At 71.7% G+C, this 16401-nt stretch carries 16 protein-coding genes; 11 read left to right on the top strand and 5 right to left on the bottom strand.

Annotation, left to right across the window (positions count from 1 at the left end):
• Positions 1-707 precede the first annotated feature (707 nt).
• The 8 genes from ACWCP6_RS01330 (at position 708) to ACWCP6_RS01295 (ending at position 6963) form a co-directional block, all read left to right on the top strand.
• Entirely contained in the window at positions 708-1649 is a 942-nt protein-coding gene (locus ACWCP6_RS01330) for a putative protein N(5)-glutamine methyltransferase (protein ID WP_450930242.1), read from the top strand.
• A gap of 225 nt (positions 1650-1874) precedes the next feature.
• On the top strand, positions 1875-2537 hold the full coding sequence (locus ACWCP6_RS01325) for an HAD-IA family hydrolase (RefSeq protein WP_450930241.1): 663 nt from the start codon (positions 1875-1877) through the stop codon (positions 2535-2537).
• A gap of 214 nt (positions 2538-2751) precedes the next feature.
• Positions 2752-3555, top strand: a complete 804-nt coding sequence (locus ACWCP6_RS01320) for a metallophosphoesterase (RefSeq protein WP_450930240.1) — start codon at positions 2752-2754, stop codon at positions 3553-3555.
• 115 nt (positions 3556-3670) lie between these two features.
• A complete protein-coding gene (locus tag ACWCP6_RS01315; protein WP_450930239.1) occupies positions 3671-4006 on the top strand; it encodes an antibiotic biosynthesis monooxygenase family protein in 336 nt (111 codons plus the stop codon).
• 247 nt (positions 4007-4253) lie between these two features.
• Positions 4254-4979, top strand: coding sequence for a hypothetical protein (locus ACWCP6_RS01310; RefSeq protein WP_450930238.1), 726 nt, complete (start codon positions 4254-4256; stop codon positions 4977-4979).
• Between the two features lie 491 nt (positions 4980-5470).
• Complete coding sequence (locus ACWCP6_RS01305) at positions 5471-5602, top strand: hypothetical protein (protein ID WP_450930237.1); 132 nt, start codon at positions 5471-5473, stop codon at positions 5600-5602.
• A gap of 15 nt (positions 5603-5617) precedes the next feature.
• Positions 5618-6688 (top strand): zinc-dependent alcohol dehydrogenase family protein, encoded by a 1071-nt coding sequence (locus ACWCP6_RS01300; protein WP_450930236.1) that lies wholly within the window; start codon positions 5618-5620, stop codon positions 6686-6688.
• A 50-nt stretch (positions 6689-6738) separates the two neighbouring features.
• Positions 6739-6963: a cold-shock protein gene (locus ACWCP6_RS01295; protein WP_450930235.1), complete on the top strand. Its 225-nt coding sequence runs from the start codon at positions 6739-6741 to the stop codon at positions 6961-6963.
• A 361-nt stretch (positions 6964-7324) separates the two neighbouring features.
• Here ACWCP6_RS01295 and ACWCP6_RS01290 read toward each other — a convergent pair whose 3' ends face one another.
• Positions 7325-8713: a S53 family peptidase gene (locus ACWCP6_RS01290; RefSeq protein WP_450930234.1), complete on the bottom strand. Its 1389-nt coding sequence runs from the start codon at positions 8711-8713 to the stop codon at positions 7325-7327.
• A gap of 339 nt (positions 8714-9052) precedes the next feature.
• Between ACWCP6_RS01290 and ACWCP6_RS01285 the strand changes: the two genes are divergently transcribed.
• On the top strand, positions 9053-9937 hold the full coding sequence (locus ACWCP6_RS01285; protein WP_450930233.1) for a bile acid:sodium symporter family protein: 885 nt from the start codon (positions 9053-9055) through the stop codon (positions 9935-9937).
• Between the two features lie 86 nt (positions 9938-10023).
• Here ACWCP6_RS01285 and ACWCP6_RS01280 read toward each other — a convergent pair whose 3' ends face one another.
• Both ACWCP6_RS01280 and ACWCP6_RS01275 read right to left on the bottom strand, forming a co-directional pair.
• On the bottom strand, positions 10024-10470 hold the full coding sequence (locus ACWCP6_RS01280) for a nuclear transport factor 2 family protein (RefSeq protein WP_450930232.1): 447 nt from the start codon (positions 10468-10470) through the stop codon (positions 10024-10026).
• Between the two features lie 213 nt (positions 10471-10683).
• On the bottom strand, positions 10684-11415 hold the full coding sequence (locus ACWCP6_RS01275) for a helix-turn-helix transcriptional regulator (RefSeq protein ID WP_450930231.1): 732 nt from the start codon (positions 11413-11415) through the stop codon (positions 10684-10686).
• 101 nt (positions 11416-11516) lie between these two features.
• Between ACWCP6_RS01275 and ACWCP6_RS01270 the strand changes: the two genes are divergently transcribed.
• Positions 11517-12044 (top strand): GNAT family N-acetyltransferase, encoded by a 528-nt coding sequence (locus ACWCP6_RS01270; RefSeq protein WP_450930230.1) that lies wholly within the window; start codon positions 11517-11519, stop codon positions 12042-12044.
• Positions 12045-12166: 122 nt separating this feature from the next.
• Here ACWCP6_RS01270 and ACWCP6_RS01265 read toward each other — a convergent pair whose 3' ends face one another.
• The gene (locus tag ACWCP6_RS01265; RefSeq protein ID WP_450930538.1) at positions 12167-14176 is read right to left on the bottom strand and encodes a DHA2 family efflux MFS transporter permease subunit; all 2010 of its coding nucleotides are present in this window, start codon (positions 14174-14176) and stop codon (positions 12167-12169) included.
• Between the two features lie 417 nt (positions 14177-14593).
• On the opposite strand from ACWCP6_RS01265, the gene ACWCP6_RS01260 reads away from it, so the two are divergent.
• Complete coding sequence (locus tag ACWCP6_RS01260) at positions 14594-15685, top strand: peptidoglycan-binding protein (protein WP_450930229.1); 1092 nt, start codon at positions 14594-14596, stop codon at positions 15683-15685.
• Between the two features lie 151 nt (positions 15686-15836).
• On the opposite strand, the gene ACWCP6_RS01255 is transcribed toward ACWCP6_RS01260, so the two are convergent.
• A complete protein-coding gene (locus ACWCP6_RS01255) occupies positions 15837-16244 on the bottom strand; it encodes a DnaJ family domain-containing protein (RefSeq protein WP_450930228.1) in 408 nt (135 codons plus the stop codon).
• Positions 16245-16401 lie beyond the last annotated feature (157 nt).

The following is a 16401-nucleotide window of genomic DNA, read 5'->3' as shown; positions in this document are numbered from 1 at the left end:
GTAGTGGGGGGGGTGATGGCCGCGGAGCCCGGCCATGCTGGCGCCCGTGGGTTGCCGGGAGATGGGCGTCAGGTAACAGGGTTGCGTCATGTGCACGTCACATCAAGTGGTGTGACGTTGCTGTGTAAGGGAGTTGGGGCGGTTCTTGTGCGGGAGGGGCGGCTCCTGCACCGGAGAGGGTGGCCCGTGTGCCGGAGCGGGGCGGCGCTTGTGCCGGAGCGGGTGCGGTCGTTGTGCCGGAGTGGGCGCGGCGCGGCGTGGCGGGTCGCGGCACCGCGGTGGCGTAGTGGCGTTGGCGGCGTGGCGGTTGGCGGCGACACGATGGCGTGGTGGCGCGGCGGCGTAGTGACCTCGGCGGCGTGGTGGCGTCGCGGCGGAAGGCTGCGGTCCGGTCCGGCGACGGTCACGGGTGTGCGGCGGGCGAAGCCGGGGCGTGCGGTGGGGGCGGCGCCCGGGGTGCGTGCATACGGACGTCCAGGGATCCGGCGGCGGATGGCGGGGCGTGCGCACGGCGGGTGACTCGCGTAGGGTGGCGGTCGCCAGTGACGGTGAACGGACCGAGGAGGTGAGACCCATCAACGCCATGTCAGGCCGGGTGCTCTCCCCTCGTGGTCCCGCGGTCCTCCCGATCTAGCCGCTTCAGGCGGTTCGGCCGGGCCGGCCGGGGCGAACGGAAGAGCCCCCTTCGGTTCCCGAAAAGGCTCTGGATGTCACACAAGTCCCCTTCTTCATCCTGCTCTTCCCCTTATTCCCCTCCGCCCTGCTCCTCTCCTTCGTGCTCCTCTTCCACCTCCCGCGCCGCCTCGCGCGCTTCTTCTCTCCGCGCCCTCTCGCCGTCCCTCCCGCCCCGCCCTTCGCCGTCCGAGGCGGACGTCGTCGAACGGCTGCGCGCCGCGGGCTGTGTCTTCGCCGAGGACGAGGCGCGGATACTCCGTGAGGCGGCCGGTACGCCCGCCGAGCTGGCCGCGATGGTGGACCGGCGCGCCGCCGGGCTGCCCCTGGAACACGTCGTGGGGTGGGCCGAGTTCTGCGGTCTGCGGGTGTCCGTGGACCCCGGTGTGTTCGTGCCGCGCCGCCGTACCGAGTTCCTTGTCGCGCAGGCCCTCGAGCTCGTACGGGGGCGCTGCGACGGCCCGGTCGTCGTCGATCTGTGCTGTGGGACGGGCGCGGTCGGCGCTGCGCTGGCCGCGGCCCTCGGCTCCTGCGAGGTGCATGCGGCCGACATCGAACCGGCGGCGGTGCGGTGCGCGCGACGCAATCTGGCCCGCGTCGGCGGCCGGGTGTACGAGGGCGACCTCTTCCGCGCGCTGCCCGGGGCCCTCCGTCGGCGCGTGGACGTCCTCGCCGCGAACGTCCCCTATGTTCCGAGCGGTGACGTCGACCTGCTGCCGGCCGAGGCGCGGACCCATGAGCCGCTCGTGGCGCTCGACGGAGGTGCGGACGGACTGGACGTGCTGCGCAGGGTGGCCGCCGAGGCGGGGGAGTGGCTGGCTCCCGGCGGAGGGCTCTTCGTCGAGACGAGCGAACGGCAGGTGGGCGAGGCCGTCGCGATCATGGAGCGGGGCTGCCTGTCGGTACGGGTCGCGGAGTCCGACGAGTACGGCGCCACGGTCGTGACGGGGGTGCGGCCGCTTCCGGGGGACCGGTAGGCGGTGGGCTTCCGGGGGGCCGCGTCGGGGGCGCGGTGGCGCAACCGACCCCTCATTTTGTATCGTGAAGAAACAAAGTGCGGTGTGCAGTGGCGCAACCCGCCCCGCGTTTTGTATCGTAGAGGAACAAAGTGGTTCCGCCCGTTTTCCCTGACCGGCGGGCGGAGCCGCTTGACCTCCGGGGGCGACCCTCCCGGACCTCTCACCGTGCACTGGAGCATGCCGATGTCGGCCACCGTTCTCACCGCTCGCGCCCTTCTCCTCGACATGGACGGCACGCTCGTGAACTCGGACGCCGTGGTCGAGCGGTGCTGGCGGCGCTGGGCCGGTGTGCACGGGCTCGACGGGGACGCCGTCATGAAGGTGGTGCACGGCCGTCAGGGTTACGCGTCCATGGCGCTGCTGCTGCCCGAGCGGCCCATGGAGGAGAACCACGCGGACAACGCGCGCATGCTCGCCGAGGAGACCGCCGACGTCGACGGGGTCGTACCGATCGAAGGGGCGCCGGAGTTCCTGGCGGCCCTTGCCTCGGGCCGTCTGCCGCATGCCCTGGTGACCTCCGCCACCGTCGCCCTCGCCGCTGCCCGGATGGGCGCCGCGGGTCTGCCCGTGCCCGACGTCAGGATCACCGCCGAGTCCGTGGGGGCGAGCAAGCCCGACCCCGAGGGCTTCCTGAAGGGCGCCGCCGAGCTCGGCGTCGACCCGGCCGACTGCATCGTCTTCGAGGACTCCGAGGCCGGGATCAACGCCGGCCGGGCGGCCGGCATGCGCGTCGTGGGCATCGGCCCACGAGCCGGCGCCTACGCCCCCACCGTGCAGGTGGACGACCTCCGCGCAGTACGCGTCGAGGCGGCCGCCGACGGGGAGATCCGCCTCCACATCGGCTGACGGCCCTGGGCCGGGTGGCACCGGCAGGATGGCGAGCCCCGTGCCGGCCGACCGGACCGCTGCCCCAGGCCGGATCCGGCACCGCCGAGGGTCCGCATGACGCGCGCCGCCCGCACGGAGGGGCGAGGCCTGTCCGTCCGGCTGGAGCCGCTGCTGCCGATCAGCAGTCAAAATGCACGCGTGTCCGGTAAGTCCGCTGGTAGCGTCCGGGCCCATGTCAATTTCGAGTACCCCTCTGTACGTGGCCGCCGATGTCCATGGCCATCGCTCCGAATTCCAAGAAGCGCTCCGTGACGCGGGACTTGTCGACGGCAAGGGGCGGTGGTCGGGGGGCGACGCACGGCTGTGGCTGCTCGGCGACTACGTCGATCGCGGCCCGGACGGCATCGGTGTCATCGAGGACGTCCGGAGGCTGGCGGCCGAAGCCGCAGCCGACGGCGGCGAAATAGGGGCTCTGCTGGGCAACCACGAGGTGCAACTGCTCGCCGCTCACCGTTTCGGCGCCGCGTCCGTCCCGGGCTGGGACGAACCAGGCGGCTTCCGGGGCGGCTGGGCGCGCTTCGGCGGTTGCGAGGAGGATCTGCGCCGGCTCGCCCCGGAACACATCGCCTGGATCACCGAGCTGCCCGCGATCGTGCTCGTCGACGATTACCTGCTCATCCACTCGGACACCGTTCGGTACCTGGAGTTCGGATCGACGGTCGCGGACGTCAACGCCGCCGTGGCCACCACCCTGAACTCCGCGGACACCGACGTGTGGCTGGAGTTCTGCGAAAGGATGAGCGACCGGGGGGCGTTCCGCGACGCGGAGGCGGCGCACGCCGACGATCCCGTCTCGGTCATGCTGCGCACGCTCGGCGGCGACGTGCTCGTGCACGGGCACAGCACGCTCACCAAGTACTTCGGTGTGGCACCCGAAGACGTCCGGGACGTCTTGCGGTACGCCGATGACCGGGTCGTCGCCATCGACGGCGGAGTGTACGAGGGAGGCCGCATCCTGATCACTCGCCTCGCCTGAGGCGCCGGACGCGGTCGCGGTGCCCGGCCCCTGTGATGCGGCTCCACTCGTGACCGCCGGGACAGTGCCCAGGTCACTCACCCGCTCCTGACGACCGGTGCGGCAGGATGGGGCCATGAGCGTAGTCAAGATCAACGTACTGACTGTCCCCGCCGAGCAGCGGGAGGTCCTGGAGAAGCGGTTCGCCTCCCGTGCGCACACGGTGGAGAGCTCGGACGGCTTCGAGTGGTTCGAACTTCTCCGTCCGGTCGAAGGCACCGACCAGTACCTCGTGTACACCCGGTGGCGCGACGAGGCCTCCTTCCAGGCCTGGATGGAGGGCCCCATGAAGGCGGCCCACCAGGGCGGCGCCGCAGCGGAGGGCGGCGAGCGCCCCAAGCCGGCGGCGAGCGGGTCCACGCTGTGGTCCTTCGAGGTCGTGCAGCAGGCGGCGCCCAAGAGCAACGGTTAGGGCCAGGCCGCAGGGTCGGTTGTTCCTGACGTCTCTGCTCCGTACCCGTCAGTGCCCCGCGCCTCGCCCGATCCGGGCCGCGGGGCACTGTCGCGTTCAGGATGTCCGAGGTTGTTGATGCTCCGGTCGACCGTGCCGTAACGCCGGTAGTGGCCCTCTTGACGGCCGGTGACCGTCCGGTCCAGCTCGCTGGACGTGCACCGACCGTGTTTCGAGCTCATCGTCGGACTCTGCTCAGAAGATCCACTTGGTGGTTAAGGTGGGGGTCACGGCGGGACACGAGTTCAGCCATGACATCCCGAGCCGCAAGTACGGCAACGTGCCGTACGGTTCCTTCGGTTACAAAGGTGACGTGGACCAAGTGGGCAACCGGCGCCAATCGTTGCGGCAAAGCGAAGCTGGGGTCGGGTACCGCGAAACTCCCGACCGAATCAACCGGTTGGCGCTACTGGTCGACAAGCTCGTGACCGGCCGACCCTGCCATCTGAAGCGGCGGCTCGTCCTGTGCGGTGCCGTCCTGTCCATCGGGCTCGTCGCCGGCTGTACCGGGGGTGCAGGCGCGACGCACGAGCCAACGGACAAGCCCGGCAGAAGTCGCTCGGCGACGCCGACGCCGACACTCGATGAAAAGCGGCTCGGCAGGCAGGCCGAAGAGGCGCTGGGGACTGAAACGGTCGACGACAGCGACCCCCTGTTCGTCGAATCAGGGCTGGAGCGAGTCAGCGACGGAATCCATACGGAGTCGACCACGACGCGAGGAAAGTCTTACGAGCTGGCGGTCGTCTGCACGGGGAGAGGGAAGATCAGTCTTTCGGTGGCTTTGAAGACGCCTGTGCACCGGGTCATGCCCTGCGACGGCGTTCCTGTCTCTCAGCGCATGTCCAACGCACCCGGTGGAGTCAGAATCGACACCGGGGCTACGCCCGGTACAGCCGGAATGATCGCCTGGCGCATCACCAGGGTCACGAAGTAAGGCCTCCTGACTCAAGCACTCCACCATGCGCGGTGGCCGCGGCCTTGGCTGCGCCCGCAAGTGCGCGGCCGACGTTTGCACCGTCCTGCTTCGGCGCCCGCGTCATGGGGGGCCGAAGCAGCGAATAGGTGGCGACACTCAGCGCGCCGAAGTGGCCGGCCAAAGTCGTGGAGCCGACCGAGCCTCGAAGATCACGGCCCCGACGTCGTGCTTTACCGGGCAGCTCAACATGCTCCCGACGCGCCGGAAGCCTACGGGCCGTGATCACTAGCGCCAAAGCAGCTCCCGGCCGAAGTGGCTTCGCCGACCTCGCTCCTTCGCCTGCGGCCATACGGACTGGCGACCGGGTGGACCGGTCGGAGGCTGGATTGCAGGGCCTGTCCGCGGCGCTTAGCGTGATGTCGGGGACTCCCAGGGGCTCTCGGGTGCGGTGCGTGCGGCGGACTTCGCAGGGCATGCGCCCGGGGTCCAGTCCATCGAGGTGATCAATGATGACTGACAGCACACAGACGCTCGTCAAGAATCTCGCCGACACCTTCGGGCATCCGATCCGTCCGCCGACGAGGATGCCGCCACCGGCATTGTTCCTGTCCAGAAGGCCCGCCGAGTTCGTCGGGCGCTGAGAGACGAGGTCACTCATGCCGCAATCCATGCGCGCGCTCGTAGCCGGAATGGTTGGCGAGCCGGCCGATGTCCTGCGGCTGGAATCCCGGCCTGTTCCCACGCCGGAGGCCGGTCAGGCGTTGATCCACGTGAAGGCGACTCCGATTCACGCCAGTGATCTGCACGTGCTGCGTGGCCGCTACGGTTTCTCCCCCGAGTTCCCCACTGTCGGGGGTCACATGGAATGCGTGGGCCGTATTGAGGCCCTGGGCCCGGATACCGAGGGACTGAAGATCGGCGAGCGCGTGGTGGCCGTTGCTGTCCCGGCGGTACCCGGGCCGCATGTGGCCGGTACGTGGCAGGAATACCTTGTTGCCGATGCACGAAGGCTCCTGCCGGTCCCCGACCATCTGAGCGACTCCAGCGCCTGTCAGCTCGCCGTCAACCCGTTGACCGCGCTGCTCCTGGTGACTCGCGAACTCGACGTACAGCCGGGTGAATGGTTGTTGCAGACGGCCGCGGGCTCCACCGTCGGCCGGCTCGTCATTCAGCTGGCCAGGCATCTGGGTATGCGCACGATCAATGTCGTACGGCGGCGCGCTGCCGTCGAGGAGATCAAAGCGCTTGGTGGTGACGAGGTCATTTGCACCGAGGACGAGGACCTGATGCAGCGTGTGGCCGAGATTGCAGGACCGGCCGGCGTGCGCAAGGCCACCGACTGTGTCGCGGGCGACGTGGGTGCCCAGGTGTCCCAGGCATTGGCTCCGGGAGGAGAGGTCGTGGTCTACGGCGCGCTCTCCACCCATCGGCAGACCGACCCGGCAGCGCTGACGATCCCCCTGCAGGCACGCTCGGTCATCTACGAGACCAAAACAGTCCGTGGCTTCTGGCTGAACCGCTGGTTCGGCACTGCCTCAGCTGCGGATGCGCTGCGCGCGCTGACCGAGGTGCGCAGTCTCGTCGCTGATGAAGTGCTGAGCATCCCCCAAGGCCGGCCTTTCCCGCTCGAACGCTTCACTGAAGCCATCTCGTTCGCCGAAGCACCCGCGCACGGCGCCAAACCGCTCTTCGTCTTCGAAGACGGCCGGGACGAAGGCGACAGGTAGGACGCGGCCCGGCCGGTGCCGGCGCGGACAGAGCCCGTAGGGTTGCGTTCATGGTGACTGCGACCGTCCGCGAGTGGAGCGACGAGGAGGGGTGGGGTGTGCTCGACTCCCCCGAGACCCCCGGCGGTTGCTTCGGCCACTTCTCCGACATCCGGGCGACCGGCTTCCGCACACTGTCGCCCGGACAGCAGGTCGACCTCACATGGGAGGCCCCCGGCTTCCAACAGGACGGGTACGACTACCGGGCGGTGGCCATCGTGCCCCGGCGTGCCTGACATCCACGCCTGACGTCAACGACGACGCACGCCCACGGTCCCCGCGGCTCGTGTGCCCTCGCACGCCTCGGTGCTCTCTGCTCGGCTCAGGGCGATGGAGTGAAGCCGTGTCAGTGCCATGGCTCCTCCTCGGCTCCGGAGATGCCGGCGAGCCCCGCTCCGCCATCCGTCCGGGTTTCCGTCCCCTCCATCTGCGTACGCGGCGTTCGACCGTGCGTTGGGCTGCAGCCGGCAGGCCCGAGGGAAAGGCCTCGCCGGGGAACGGGGCGGGTGTGCGGACAGGCGGACGGCCCGGGTGTGTTGCCCGGGCCGTCCGAGGGGTGGCTCTCAGGGGGGAGGATCCTGATTGCCGCAGTGTGGGTCAGCCGCGGTGGCTCGCCCGGGCGACGGCGGGCACGAAGCGGAGGGCGTCCAGGGTGCCCACGCCCGTGGCCATGTCGTAGCCGTCGACGGCCTTGTAGCCCTTGACGCCGGCGTAGCTGTTGTCGGTGCCGTCGTTGACGTCGACGAGGCCGGTCTTCCGGTCGTGGTGGGCGGAGCGCTCGGAGAGCTGGTAGAGCGCCTCGTTGATGTTGCCCACCCGGTGGCCGGCCGCCTGGTCGGCGAGCGCGACGATGCCCGAGAAGAGCGGGGCGGCCTCACTGGTGCCGCCGGTGACGTCCCAGCCGGTGGCGGTCGGGTCGTAGCTGGAGTAGATCCACGCACCGCCGTTGACCGCGGCGGCCATCGATATGTCCGGGGTGCCGCGGCGTGCGCCGACGGTCTTCTTCACGCCGTCCTGGAAGGCCGGGCGGGAGAAGACGTGGGACTTGCCGCCGCCGCCCGCGCCGTTGTCGTTGTAGACGCTCTCCGGCTTCAGACGCTCGCCCTTGTCGTTCAGGTGGAGCTGGGTGCCGCCGATGGACGTGACCAGCGGGTCGGAGGAGGGCCAGGAGTTGACGCGCTTCTTGTAGTAGTGCCGGCCGTCCGCCATGTTGTCGGTGGCGCCGCCGTCACCCGAGGAGGCGAGGACGGTCACGTGCTTCCGCTTCGCGGCCTGGAAGGCGTACCGCAGCTTCTTGATGCTGGAGAAGTCGCCCTGGTCGAAGCCGGGGAAGGTGTTCTCGGTCGCGCCGAAACTCTGGCTGATGACGTCGCCGACCCCGTGGTCGATCAGGTGCTTCTCGGCGTCCATCATCTCCGGGAGGCCGGTGGTGCCCTCGGTCTCGGAGACGGCCGTCTCCACCAGGACGATCTTGGCGTCGGGTGCCACGGCGTGCGCCATCTCGACGTCCAGGGTCGTCTCGCCGGCCCAGCCGGTCATGTCCTCGTTCTTGGGGTCGAAGACGGGCACGTTGCCCCACTTGACCACGTTGACCTTGGTGCTGGGCAGGCCGAACTGCTTGCTGTACACGTCGAGGTCGTGCTGGACCGTGGGGGAGCCGAACGAGTCGACGATGACGATGGTGCGCCCCTTGCCCGTGATGCCCTTCCGGTACAGCGCGTTGAGGTTGTACGCGGTGCGGTACTGGAGCGGGTTGTAGCAGGCGATCTTCCACTTGGCCTGGCACTGCTCGATGGAGAGCGGGCTCGCCACGCCGTGGACCAGGGTGTGCCCGGCGACGGCCGGCACCGCCTTGGTGTGCGGGACGGCGGCGTGTGCGGCGGTGGTGAAGCCGGTCAGTGGAGCGGCGGCCAGCGCGGCGACGACGAGGGCGGCGGTGGCGGCCATGGACGTCGCGACGCCCTGCCCGGTACGGGCTATGCGCATGAATATCCCCCTGAGTGGTTCGGAGTCGCATGAAGTGGTCTCCGGCATCCCATCGAGTGAGTCATGCGCAGAACAAGGTCGTTGAACTGTCGATATCGAACTCTTTACCGAAACCGCACCTCGCGGCCCGAACGGTCCCCCTGGGGCGGCGCATTCACGGTGCGAGGGCGGAGGCCCGCGCGGGACGGGTCCGATGGGCGAGGAGACCCCATCGGCGACCGTGATTCCCCGCGGGACGGCCGCGCGGCGAGCGGCCCGGCGCCGAGGCCGCGTGGGATTCTGGACGTCGGCCACCGACGAGGTCGGCCGAGCCCCCGCGCACCTCAGGGCGGACGACTCATGGACACGCTGCATCTGCTGCTCAACGCGGTCACCGTGATCTTCATCGTGGCCACGATGTTCGCCGCCGGACTCGGAGCGACCCTGTCGTCGCTGCGCGCGGTCTTCACCAACCTCCCGCTGCTCCTGCTGGCCCTCGTGGCCAACCTCGTGGTCATCCCCCTGCTCGGCTGGGGCATCGCCGCGCTGCTCGGCCTGCCGACCGCGTCCTTCGTCGCCCTGGTGCTGGTCGCGGCATCGCCGGGCGGGCCGTTCGGAGCCAAGCTGGCCATGGTGCAGAAGGGCGACGTGGTCGCGGGGGCGGCGATGCAGGTGCTGCTCGCCGCCATCGGCAGCCTCACCTTCGGCCCGACCGCCAACGGCATCTTCACGGCGGCCCGGATCGGCGGAGGCGTCTCCCTGGACGTGGCCACGCTGGTGCGTACGGTCGCCGTCCTTCAGCTCGTGCCGTTCGCCGTCGGCTTCGTACTGCGCCGGTGGGCACCGGCGACGGCGCGGTCGTGGCACCCCGGGGCGACCAAGGTCTCGAACGTGACGTTCCTGATCGTGCTGGCGGGCATGCTGCTGGGCAACTGGCGTGACGTCGTGGCGCTGTTCGGCTCGCTCTCCCTCCTCGCCGGGTTCCTCTTCTCGGCCGCGGCATTCGGCGTGGGCACGCTGCTGGCAACGGGGTCCCGGGTGCGCCGCACCACGATGGGCGGCGTCGCGGCGGTCCGCAACGCAGGGCCCGCGCTGGCCGCGATCGGCATCGCCTTCAGTGACCAGCCCGCCGTCCTCGGCGCGCTGGCCGCCCTCCTCATGAGCGGCCTGGCAGCGGCCCTGCCGATCGCCGCTGTGCTGGGCGGCCGGCGGGCCACCGCCCCGGACGGCGACGGGACCCACTGACCGGGCGCACCCGTGCGGCACCGTCCGGCGGGACGGCCCGCCGCCCGCGTCACCCGCCGTCGCCGCGGGGCGGCCGGGCGAGGGCGTCAGGGTGTGGCGCGGCGGATGCCGGTGAGGGACCAGACCCTCGCGATGCGGCCCTCGGCGTCGACCGCGAAGAAGTCGATGCCGCTCTTCTCCACGGTGCGGCCCCCGTCGTCCGGGTCCGGAAAGGTCACGTACCAGCGTGACGCCACCTGGCCGCTCGTCGGGTCGGTGAGCGGGGTGCCGTCGACGAAGTAGCGCACACCGGGGAGCTTCGCCCGGTGGGCGGTGATGAAGTCGACGATGGCGGCCGGGCCGTGGATCGCGTCGGTGACGGCGGGGTCGGTGCTGCCGTTCCCGAACCAGATGGAGAAGTCCGGGGCCAGGAACGCCTCCGGTGCCGTCAAGTCGCCGTTCCACAGCTCCGTCCAGCGTTCGAAGAGTGCGCCGCCGGTCGGCGGGGTGGCAGGAAGCGGCGGGGTGGATGCGGTGGGCGTGGTGGATGTCATGACGGGTGCCTTTCGTCGTCGGAGGCACCACCGTGCCCGGCGCCGGCGACAACGTCCTGTCGGTGTTTACGGATTCCGTGTCCGGCGCGGTCGGTCCTTCGAGGCCGACACGGACCCCGCGGTGCGGCTGCGGACGGACCGGTCCTCGAATCCGACGCGGACCGGTCCACGATGCCGACGTGGACCGGTCGACGATGCCCGATGCGGCCCGGTCTACGACGCCGACGCGATCCCGGTGAGCGGTACCGCGTACCGGCCGAAGGACTCCGTGTCGAGCCGGCCGAGGTCCAACGGCCGTTCCGGGGCGCGCTCGTCGAGCACGGCGGCGTCGCGGATCCTGTCGAGCCGGAAGCACCGCTCGGCCGCGCGCAGCCGGCACCAGGCCACCAGGTACCAGTGCGTGTCGCCGCCGAGGAACCCGAGCGGCTCGACGTCCCGTCCGGTGACGTCCCCGGACACGTCGGCGTACTCCAGGCGGAGCACCCTGCGCGCGGCGAGTGCCTCGCGCACGGGATCCGGAACCGCGGGGACGGGCCGCCGGGGCGGTCCCGCGACCGGCACCAGCAGCCGGACCCGGCCCGCCAGTTCGGCCGCGGCCGCGCGCTCGCGCCCCGGCATGACGGACAGCACCTTGCGCAGGGCGCTGTGCGCATCGGCCGCGAACGGGGTGTCCCCGAGGGCGCTCAGCCCCGCGGCCAGCGCGGTCGCCTCGGCCGGGGTGAGGGTCAGCGGCGGCAGGGTCTGCTCCTTGTCCAGGACGTAGCCGCCGGTCCGGCCGGGTTCCGCGTAGATGGGGACGCCGGACTGCTGCAACGCGGCCAGGTCGCGTTCGACGGTGCGGGTGCTCACCTCGAACCGCTCGGCCAGGCGTCGGACGCTGCGGGGGCGCGGGGAGGCCGCACGGAGCTCCTCCACGAGGGCGTACAGCCGGTCGGTGCGGTTCATGCCTCATAGTGTCCGGGAACTCCCCCGCCCCAGGGGCCGCTCGGTGGGCACCCTGAAATCCGTTTGCGTGCAGGGTGCTTCGTGCGCCGACAATGACCGGCATGACCCGCACCCCGACGGGGACGTCGCACGCCGCCTCCTGGACCGTCGCCCCCGAGCCGTTCGACTCACCGGCCGCCACGACGCTGTGGCGGGAGTACTACACGGAGGTCAGCGACCGCTGGTACCAGCTGTACGAGGGGCACGCGACGGACCCGGAGGAGCTGGAGCGGGAGATCGCCGCCGACCCGGGGACGTATCTCGCGCCGCCCACGGGTGTGCTGCTCGTCGCCCGGTACGGCGACGAGCCCGCCGGGATGGCGGGGGTGCGGCTCGTCGACGCGACGACGGGTGAGCTCAAGCGCGTCTTCGTCCGGGAGGGATGGCGCGGCAAGGGCTGTGGTTCGGTGCTGCTGGCGGCGGTCGAGGACGCGGCCCGTGCGCTGGGCGCCGGGCGGCTCGTCCTGGACACCCGCAGCGACCTGGTGGAGGCCCGTGCGCTGTATGCGCGGCACGGGTACGAGGAGACGCGGGCGCACAACGACCAGCCGTACGCCGAGCACTGGTTCACGAAGCGGCTCACGACGTGACGCCGGGCCCGGCGGCCACGGGTCCGGTACCGCCCCGCCGGTCACCGCGTGGCACCCAGCCCTCCGGTCGCGGCGTGACACCCGGCCGCCCGCCGGTCACTGCGTGACGCCCACCGCGCAGGTCACGGCCTGACGTCGGGCCCGTGGGCGATCGGGCCGTGCAGGCCCGCGGTCGTGGGGACGAAGGAGCCGTCGCCCGGCCGCTCCGCATCGGACCCGCACAGCTCCCCGCTCAGCTCCTCGACGAGCTGGGTCAGATCGGTGGGGCGGTCGGGTCCCCACCAGTCGCCGAGCATCTCGGCCAGGGACTCCTCACGGGCCTTGGCCAGCCGCGCGGCGACCGCGCGCCCCGCCTCCGTGAGCACCAGCGGCAGTCCGTCGCGCACCGCGAGCCGCCGCTCCTCGAGCTGGCGGGCGGCCGCCGAGACGACGTGCAGCGGCACGGTGCTGCGCTCGGCGAGCAGGGCGGGCTCGACGGATCCGTAGCGGTTGATGCGCAGCAGCAGCCAGGCCGACGCGGGCAGCAGATCGACGCCCGCCCGTTCGATGATCTTCTCGTGCACGGCCTTGCGGCCCTCACGGGTGCCGAGCACGGACAGGGCGCGCGCGCATTCGTCGTACGAGGACCGCTGGACCGGGTTGCTGGCCAGGGTCTCGGTGGTGTCGGGTGCGGTCACCGAGCCGCGCAGCGGGTCCTCGCGCAGGAACCAGGCGAGGACGAAGCCGACGAACGCGACCGGTGCCGCGTACAGGAACACGTCCGTGATGGAGGACGAGAACGCGTGCAGGGCAGCGGGCCGCAGCCCCGGCGGCAGCTGGGCGATGCCACGGGGGTCCGCCTTGAGCGCGTCGGGGCCGGCTCCGGGCGGCAGTGCGACACCGTGGAACGCCGCCGTGAGCTTCTCGCCGAGCCGGCTGGCGAAGATCGTGCCGAAGATGGCGACGCCGAAGGACGCGCCGATGGAGCGGAAGAAGGTGGCGCCGGAGGTGGCGACGCCCAGGTCGTCGTACGAGACGGCGTTCTGCACGATCAGCACGAGCACCTGCATGACCAGGCCGAGGCCGAGGCCGAAGACGAAGAAGTAGACGCTCATCCGGGCGGTGCTGCTGGTCTCGTCCAGCTGGTGGAGGAGGAGCAGCCCGACGACGGTGACGGCCGTGCCCGCGATGGGGAACACCTTCCAGCGGCCCGTGCGGCTGACGATCTGGCCGGACCCGGTGGACGAGAGCAGCATGCCGAAGACCATCGGCAGCATGTGCACCCCGGACATCGTCGGCGACACCCCGTGGACGACCTGGAGGAACGTCGGCAGATAGGTCAGCGCCCCGAACATCGCGAAGCCGACGATGAAGCTGATGACGGCGCTCAGCGTGAAGGTGGGGATGCGGAACAGCTTCAGCGGCAGCACCGGCTCCGCGGCCCGCCGCTCGGCGGCCACGAACGCCACGAGCAGGATCGCGCCGAGCACGGCCAGGCCGATGATCTGCGGGGAGTTCCAGGCCCAGGTGGTGCCGCCGAGCGAGGCGATGAGGACCAGACACGTCGCCAGGCACGCGACGAGGAAGGTGCCCAGGTAGTCGATGGTGTGCCGCTCCGCACGCCGCGGGATGCGCAGCGCGACCGCGATGACGGCGAGCGCGACGATGCCGATGGGCAGATTGACGTAGAACACCCAGCGCCAGCTCAGATGCTCCGTGAACAGCCCGCCGAGCAGCGGCCCGAGCACGCTCGTCGCACCGAACACCGCGCCGAACAGCCCCTGGTACCTGCCGCGCTCCCGGGGTGTGACGAGGTCGCCGACGATCGCCATCGACAGCACGATCAGCCCGCCGCCGCCGAGGCCCTGGAGGGCTCGGAAGGCGATGAGCTGCGGCATGTCCTGCGCCATGCCGCACAGCGCCGAGCCGACCAGGAAGATCACGATGGCGGTCTGGAACAGCCTCTTGCGGCCGTACTGGTCGCCGAGCTTGCCCCACAGCGGGGTCGCGGCGGTCGACGCCAGCAGATAGGCGGTGACGACCCAGGACAGGTGCTCCAGGCCGCCGAGGTCGCTGACGATGGTGGGCAGCGCGGTGGACACGATCGTCTGGTCGAGCGCGGCGAGCAGCAGCCCGAGCAGCAGCGCGCCCATCGGGACGAGCACGCCGCGGCGCGTCCGCTCCGGGCCGGCGGCACCCGTCCCGGCCCCGTCGGGCGGCAGGCCGGGGGCCCGCGTGCCGTGCGTGTCCCCCTTGTCCTGCGTGCCCCTCGTCCCGTGCGTGCCCTGTGTGCCCGTCGCGTCGTGCGCGTCGTGCGCGTCCTGCGTCATGGACACCTCCTGCGGAGCCCGGGGTCCGTCCCGCCCGGGGTCATTCTCTATCGTGTCGGGTGTGACCCGTTATGGCCTGTCGGGGTCGGGGGTGGCCGGGGTCCGAACCGGAGCGCCGGAGTCCGGCACGGGGCGGCTCTGCATAATCGCTTGCGCTGGAGTTCTCAGGGGAGGGGCCGGAAAGTGAGTACACAACGGTGTCCCGCATGCGGTGCGGAGCGGGGTCCGGACGGTGAGCCCGTGTGCGACTGCGGGCGGCGCACCGCGGACGCGCCGCGGTACGAGCGGTCGGCCCGGAGCGCCGCGGCGGATTTCGATCCGCTGCGGATACGCCCGTACGTCACGCTGCGGGACGTCGGCGGTCCGGGGACGGACGGTTCCGTGGCGGGGGGCTCGGAGGCGGGGCACGGCTCCGTGGCGGGCGGCTCCGGTGCGGAGCGGGGTCGCGTGCCGGGAAGCCCCGGCGCGGCCCACGGCACCCGACCGGGAACCTCCCCTTCGGCGTACGGTCCCGGCGCCCTGCCCGGGAACGCCCCGCGACCGGGCGACCCGATGCCCGGCGGACATCCGACAGGCGGCCCCCTGGCGGGCGCACATCCGGCGGGCGGTTCCACGGCGGACACCGCCCCGCTGCCGAGACCCGTCGTGGAGAACCCCGCGCCCGCGGAGCCCGCACCGGAGATCGGCGTCCTGTTCCCGGAGGCACCGGGGGCCGGAGACCACGTCGGCACCGGCGCCGACGTCGCCCCGCCGCGCCGGCGCCGACGTGCTCTGCCGGCCGCCGCGGCCGCGACGCTCACGGCCGCCGTCATCGGAGGCGTCGCCCTCGCCACGGACCTGTTCTCCCCCGACAGGCCGACCCATGACACGGCGCTCCCCGACACGGTCACGACGACCCCGGTGACCCCGTTCCCGGCCCCGCCGGCGTCCCCCTCGGCCCGTGGCCAAAGTTCCGCTCCGGCCGTGGCGACGGCCTCGTCGAGTGCAGGCCCGTCCGCGTCGGCGACCGGGCCGACCCCGGCGTCCTCCGGTCCCTCCGCATCGGCCGCCCCGGCCGCAGGCGCCTCGGCCCCGGCGACGACGCCCCCTCCCGCCGGGTCGCTTTCCGCCGCGACCGTCCTGCGCCCCGGCGACCACGGCCCGCAGGTGCGTGAACTCCAGCAGCGGCTCGCCCGGCTGAACCTGTACACCGGCCCGCCGAACGGCAAGTACTCCTCATCGGTCGAGGCGGCCGTCCTCCGCTACCAGCAGGCCAGGGGCATCGACGACGAGCCGGGAGCGTACGGGGCGCCCACACGGCAGGCCCTGGAGGCGGAGACCGGCGGGGCGTAGGCGGCGGTCCTGCCGACCGGTCCCGCCGGTCACCCCGGGCTCGCGGCCGATCGGCAGCACTGATCGGCACCGCTCGCAGGCAGGACTGATCTGCAGGACTGATCGGCAGCGCTGACCGCGCCACTTACCCGCATGGACCGCCCGAGGCCGGTCAGTCCCGCTGCCGCCGGCTGTGCCAGGTCTCGGCGACCGCCTCGGGGTCGTACGGGCGAAGGCGCAGCGGCGGCCCCGGCGGAGGGCGGTGGAGCGCTTCCTCGATACGGGAGTTGATGTCGGCGATGATGCGGCGGGCCGCGTCCTCCGAGGGCGCGGCGTAGGCAGCGGCCAGCGCGTCCTCCGCCTGTTTGCGCAGCGCGAGCGAGGGCGGCAGGTGGGACAGGCCCTCGCGGGCCATCTTCCGCTTGACCCACCACAGCTCGTCGTACGAGGTGTCGGGACCGCCCGGCAGGGGCTTGCCCACACCGGGAAGTCCGGCGAAGTCGCCGCGCTCCTCGGCCTCCCGGATCTGCCGGTCCACCCAGGACTCGAAGCTGACGTCCGGTGGCTTCCGCTCGGTCATGTCCCTATTGTCGCAGAGCCGCCACGGCGTGTTCCGTCCTGTGACATGCTCCGGGCGGGGCCTCGCCCGCTCTGCCCAGGATGCGGCGGCGGCGCGTCAACCACCGCCGGGAGCCGTCGCATTGGCCCCGGCAGCGACAGGGGAATCGGAGGAGCAC

Source organism: Streptomyces sp. NPDC002004 (assembly GCF_053593975.1).
Note: the sequence above shows the minus strand (reverse complement) of the source record. Positions and strands in the feature narration are given on the sequence as shown.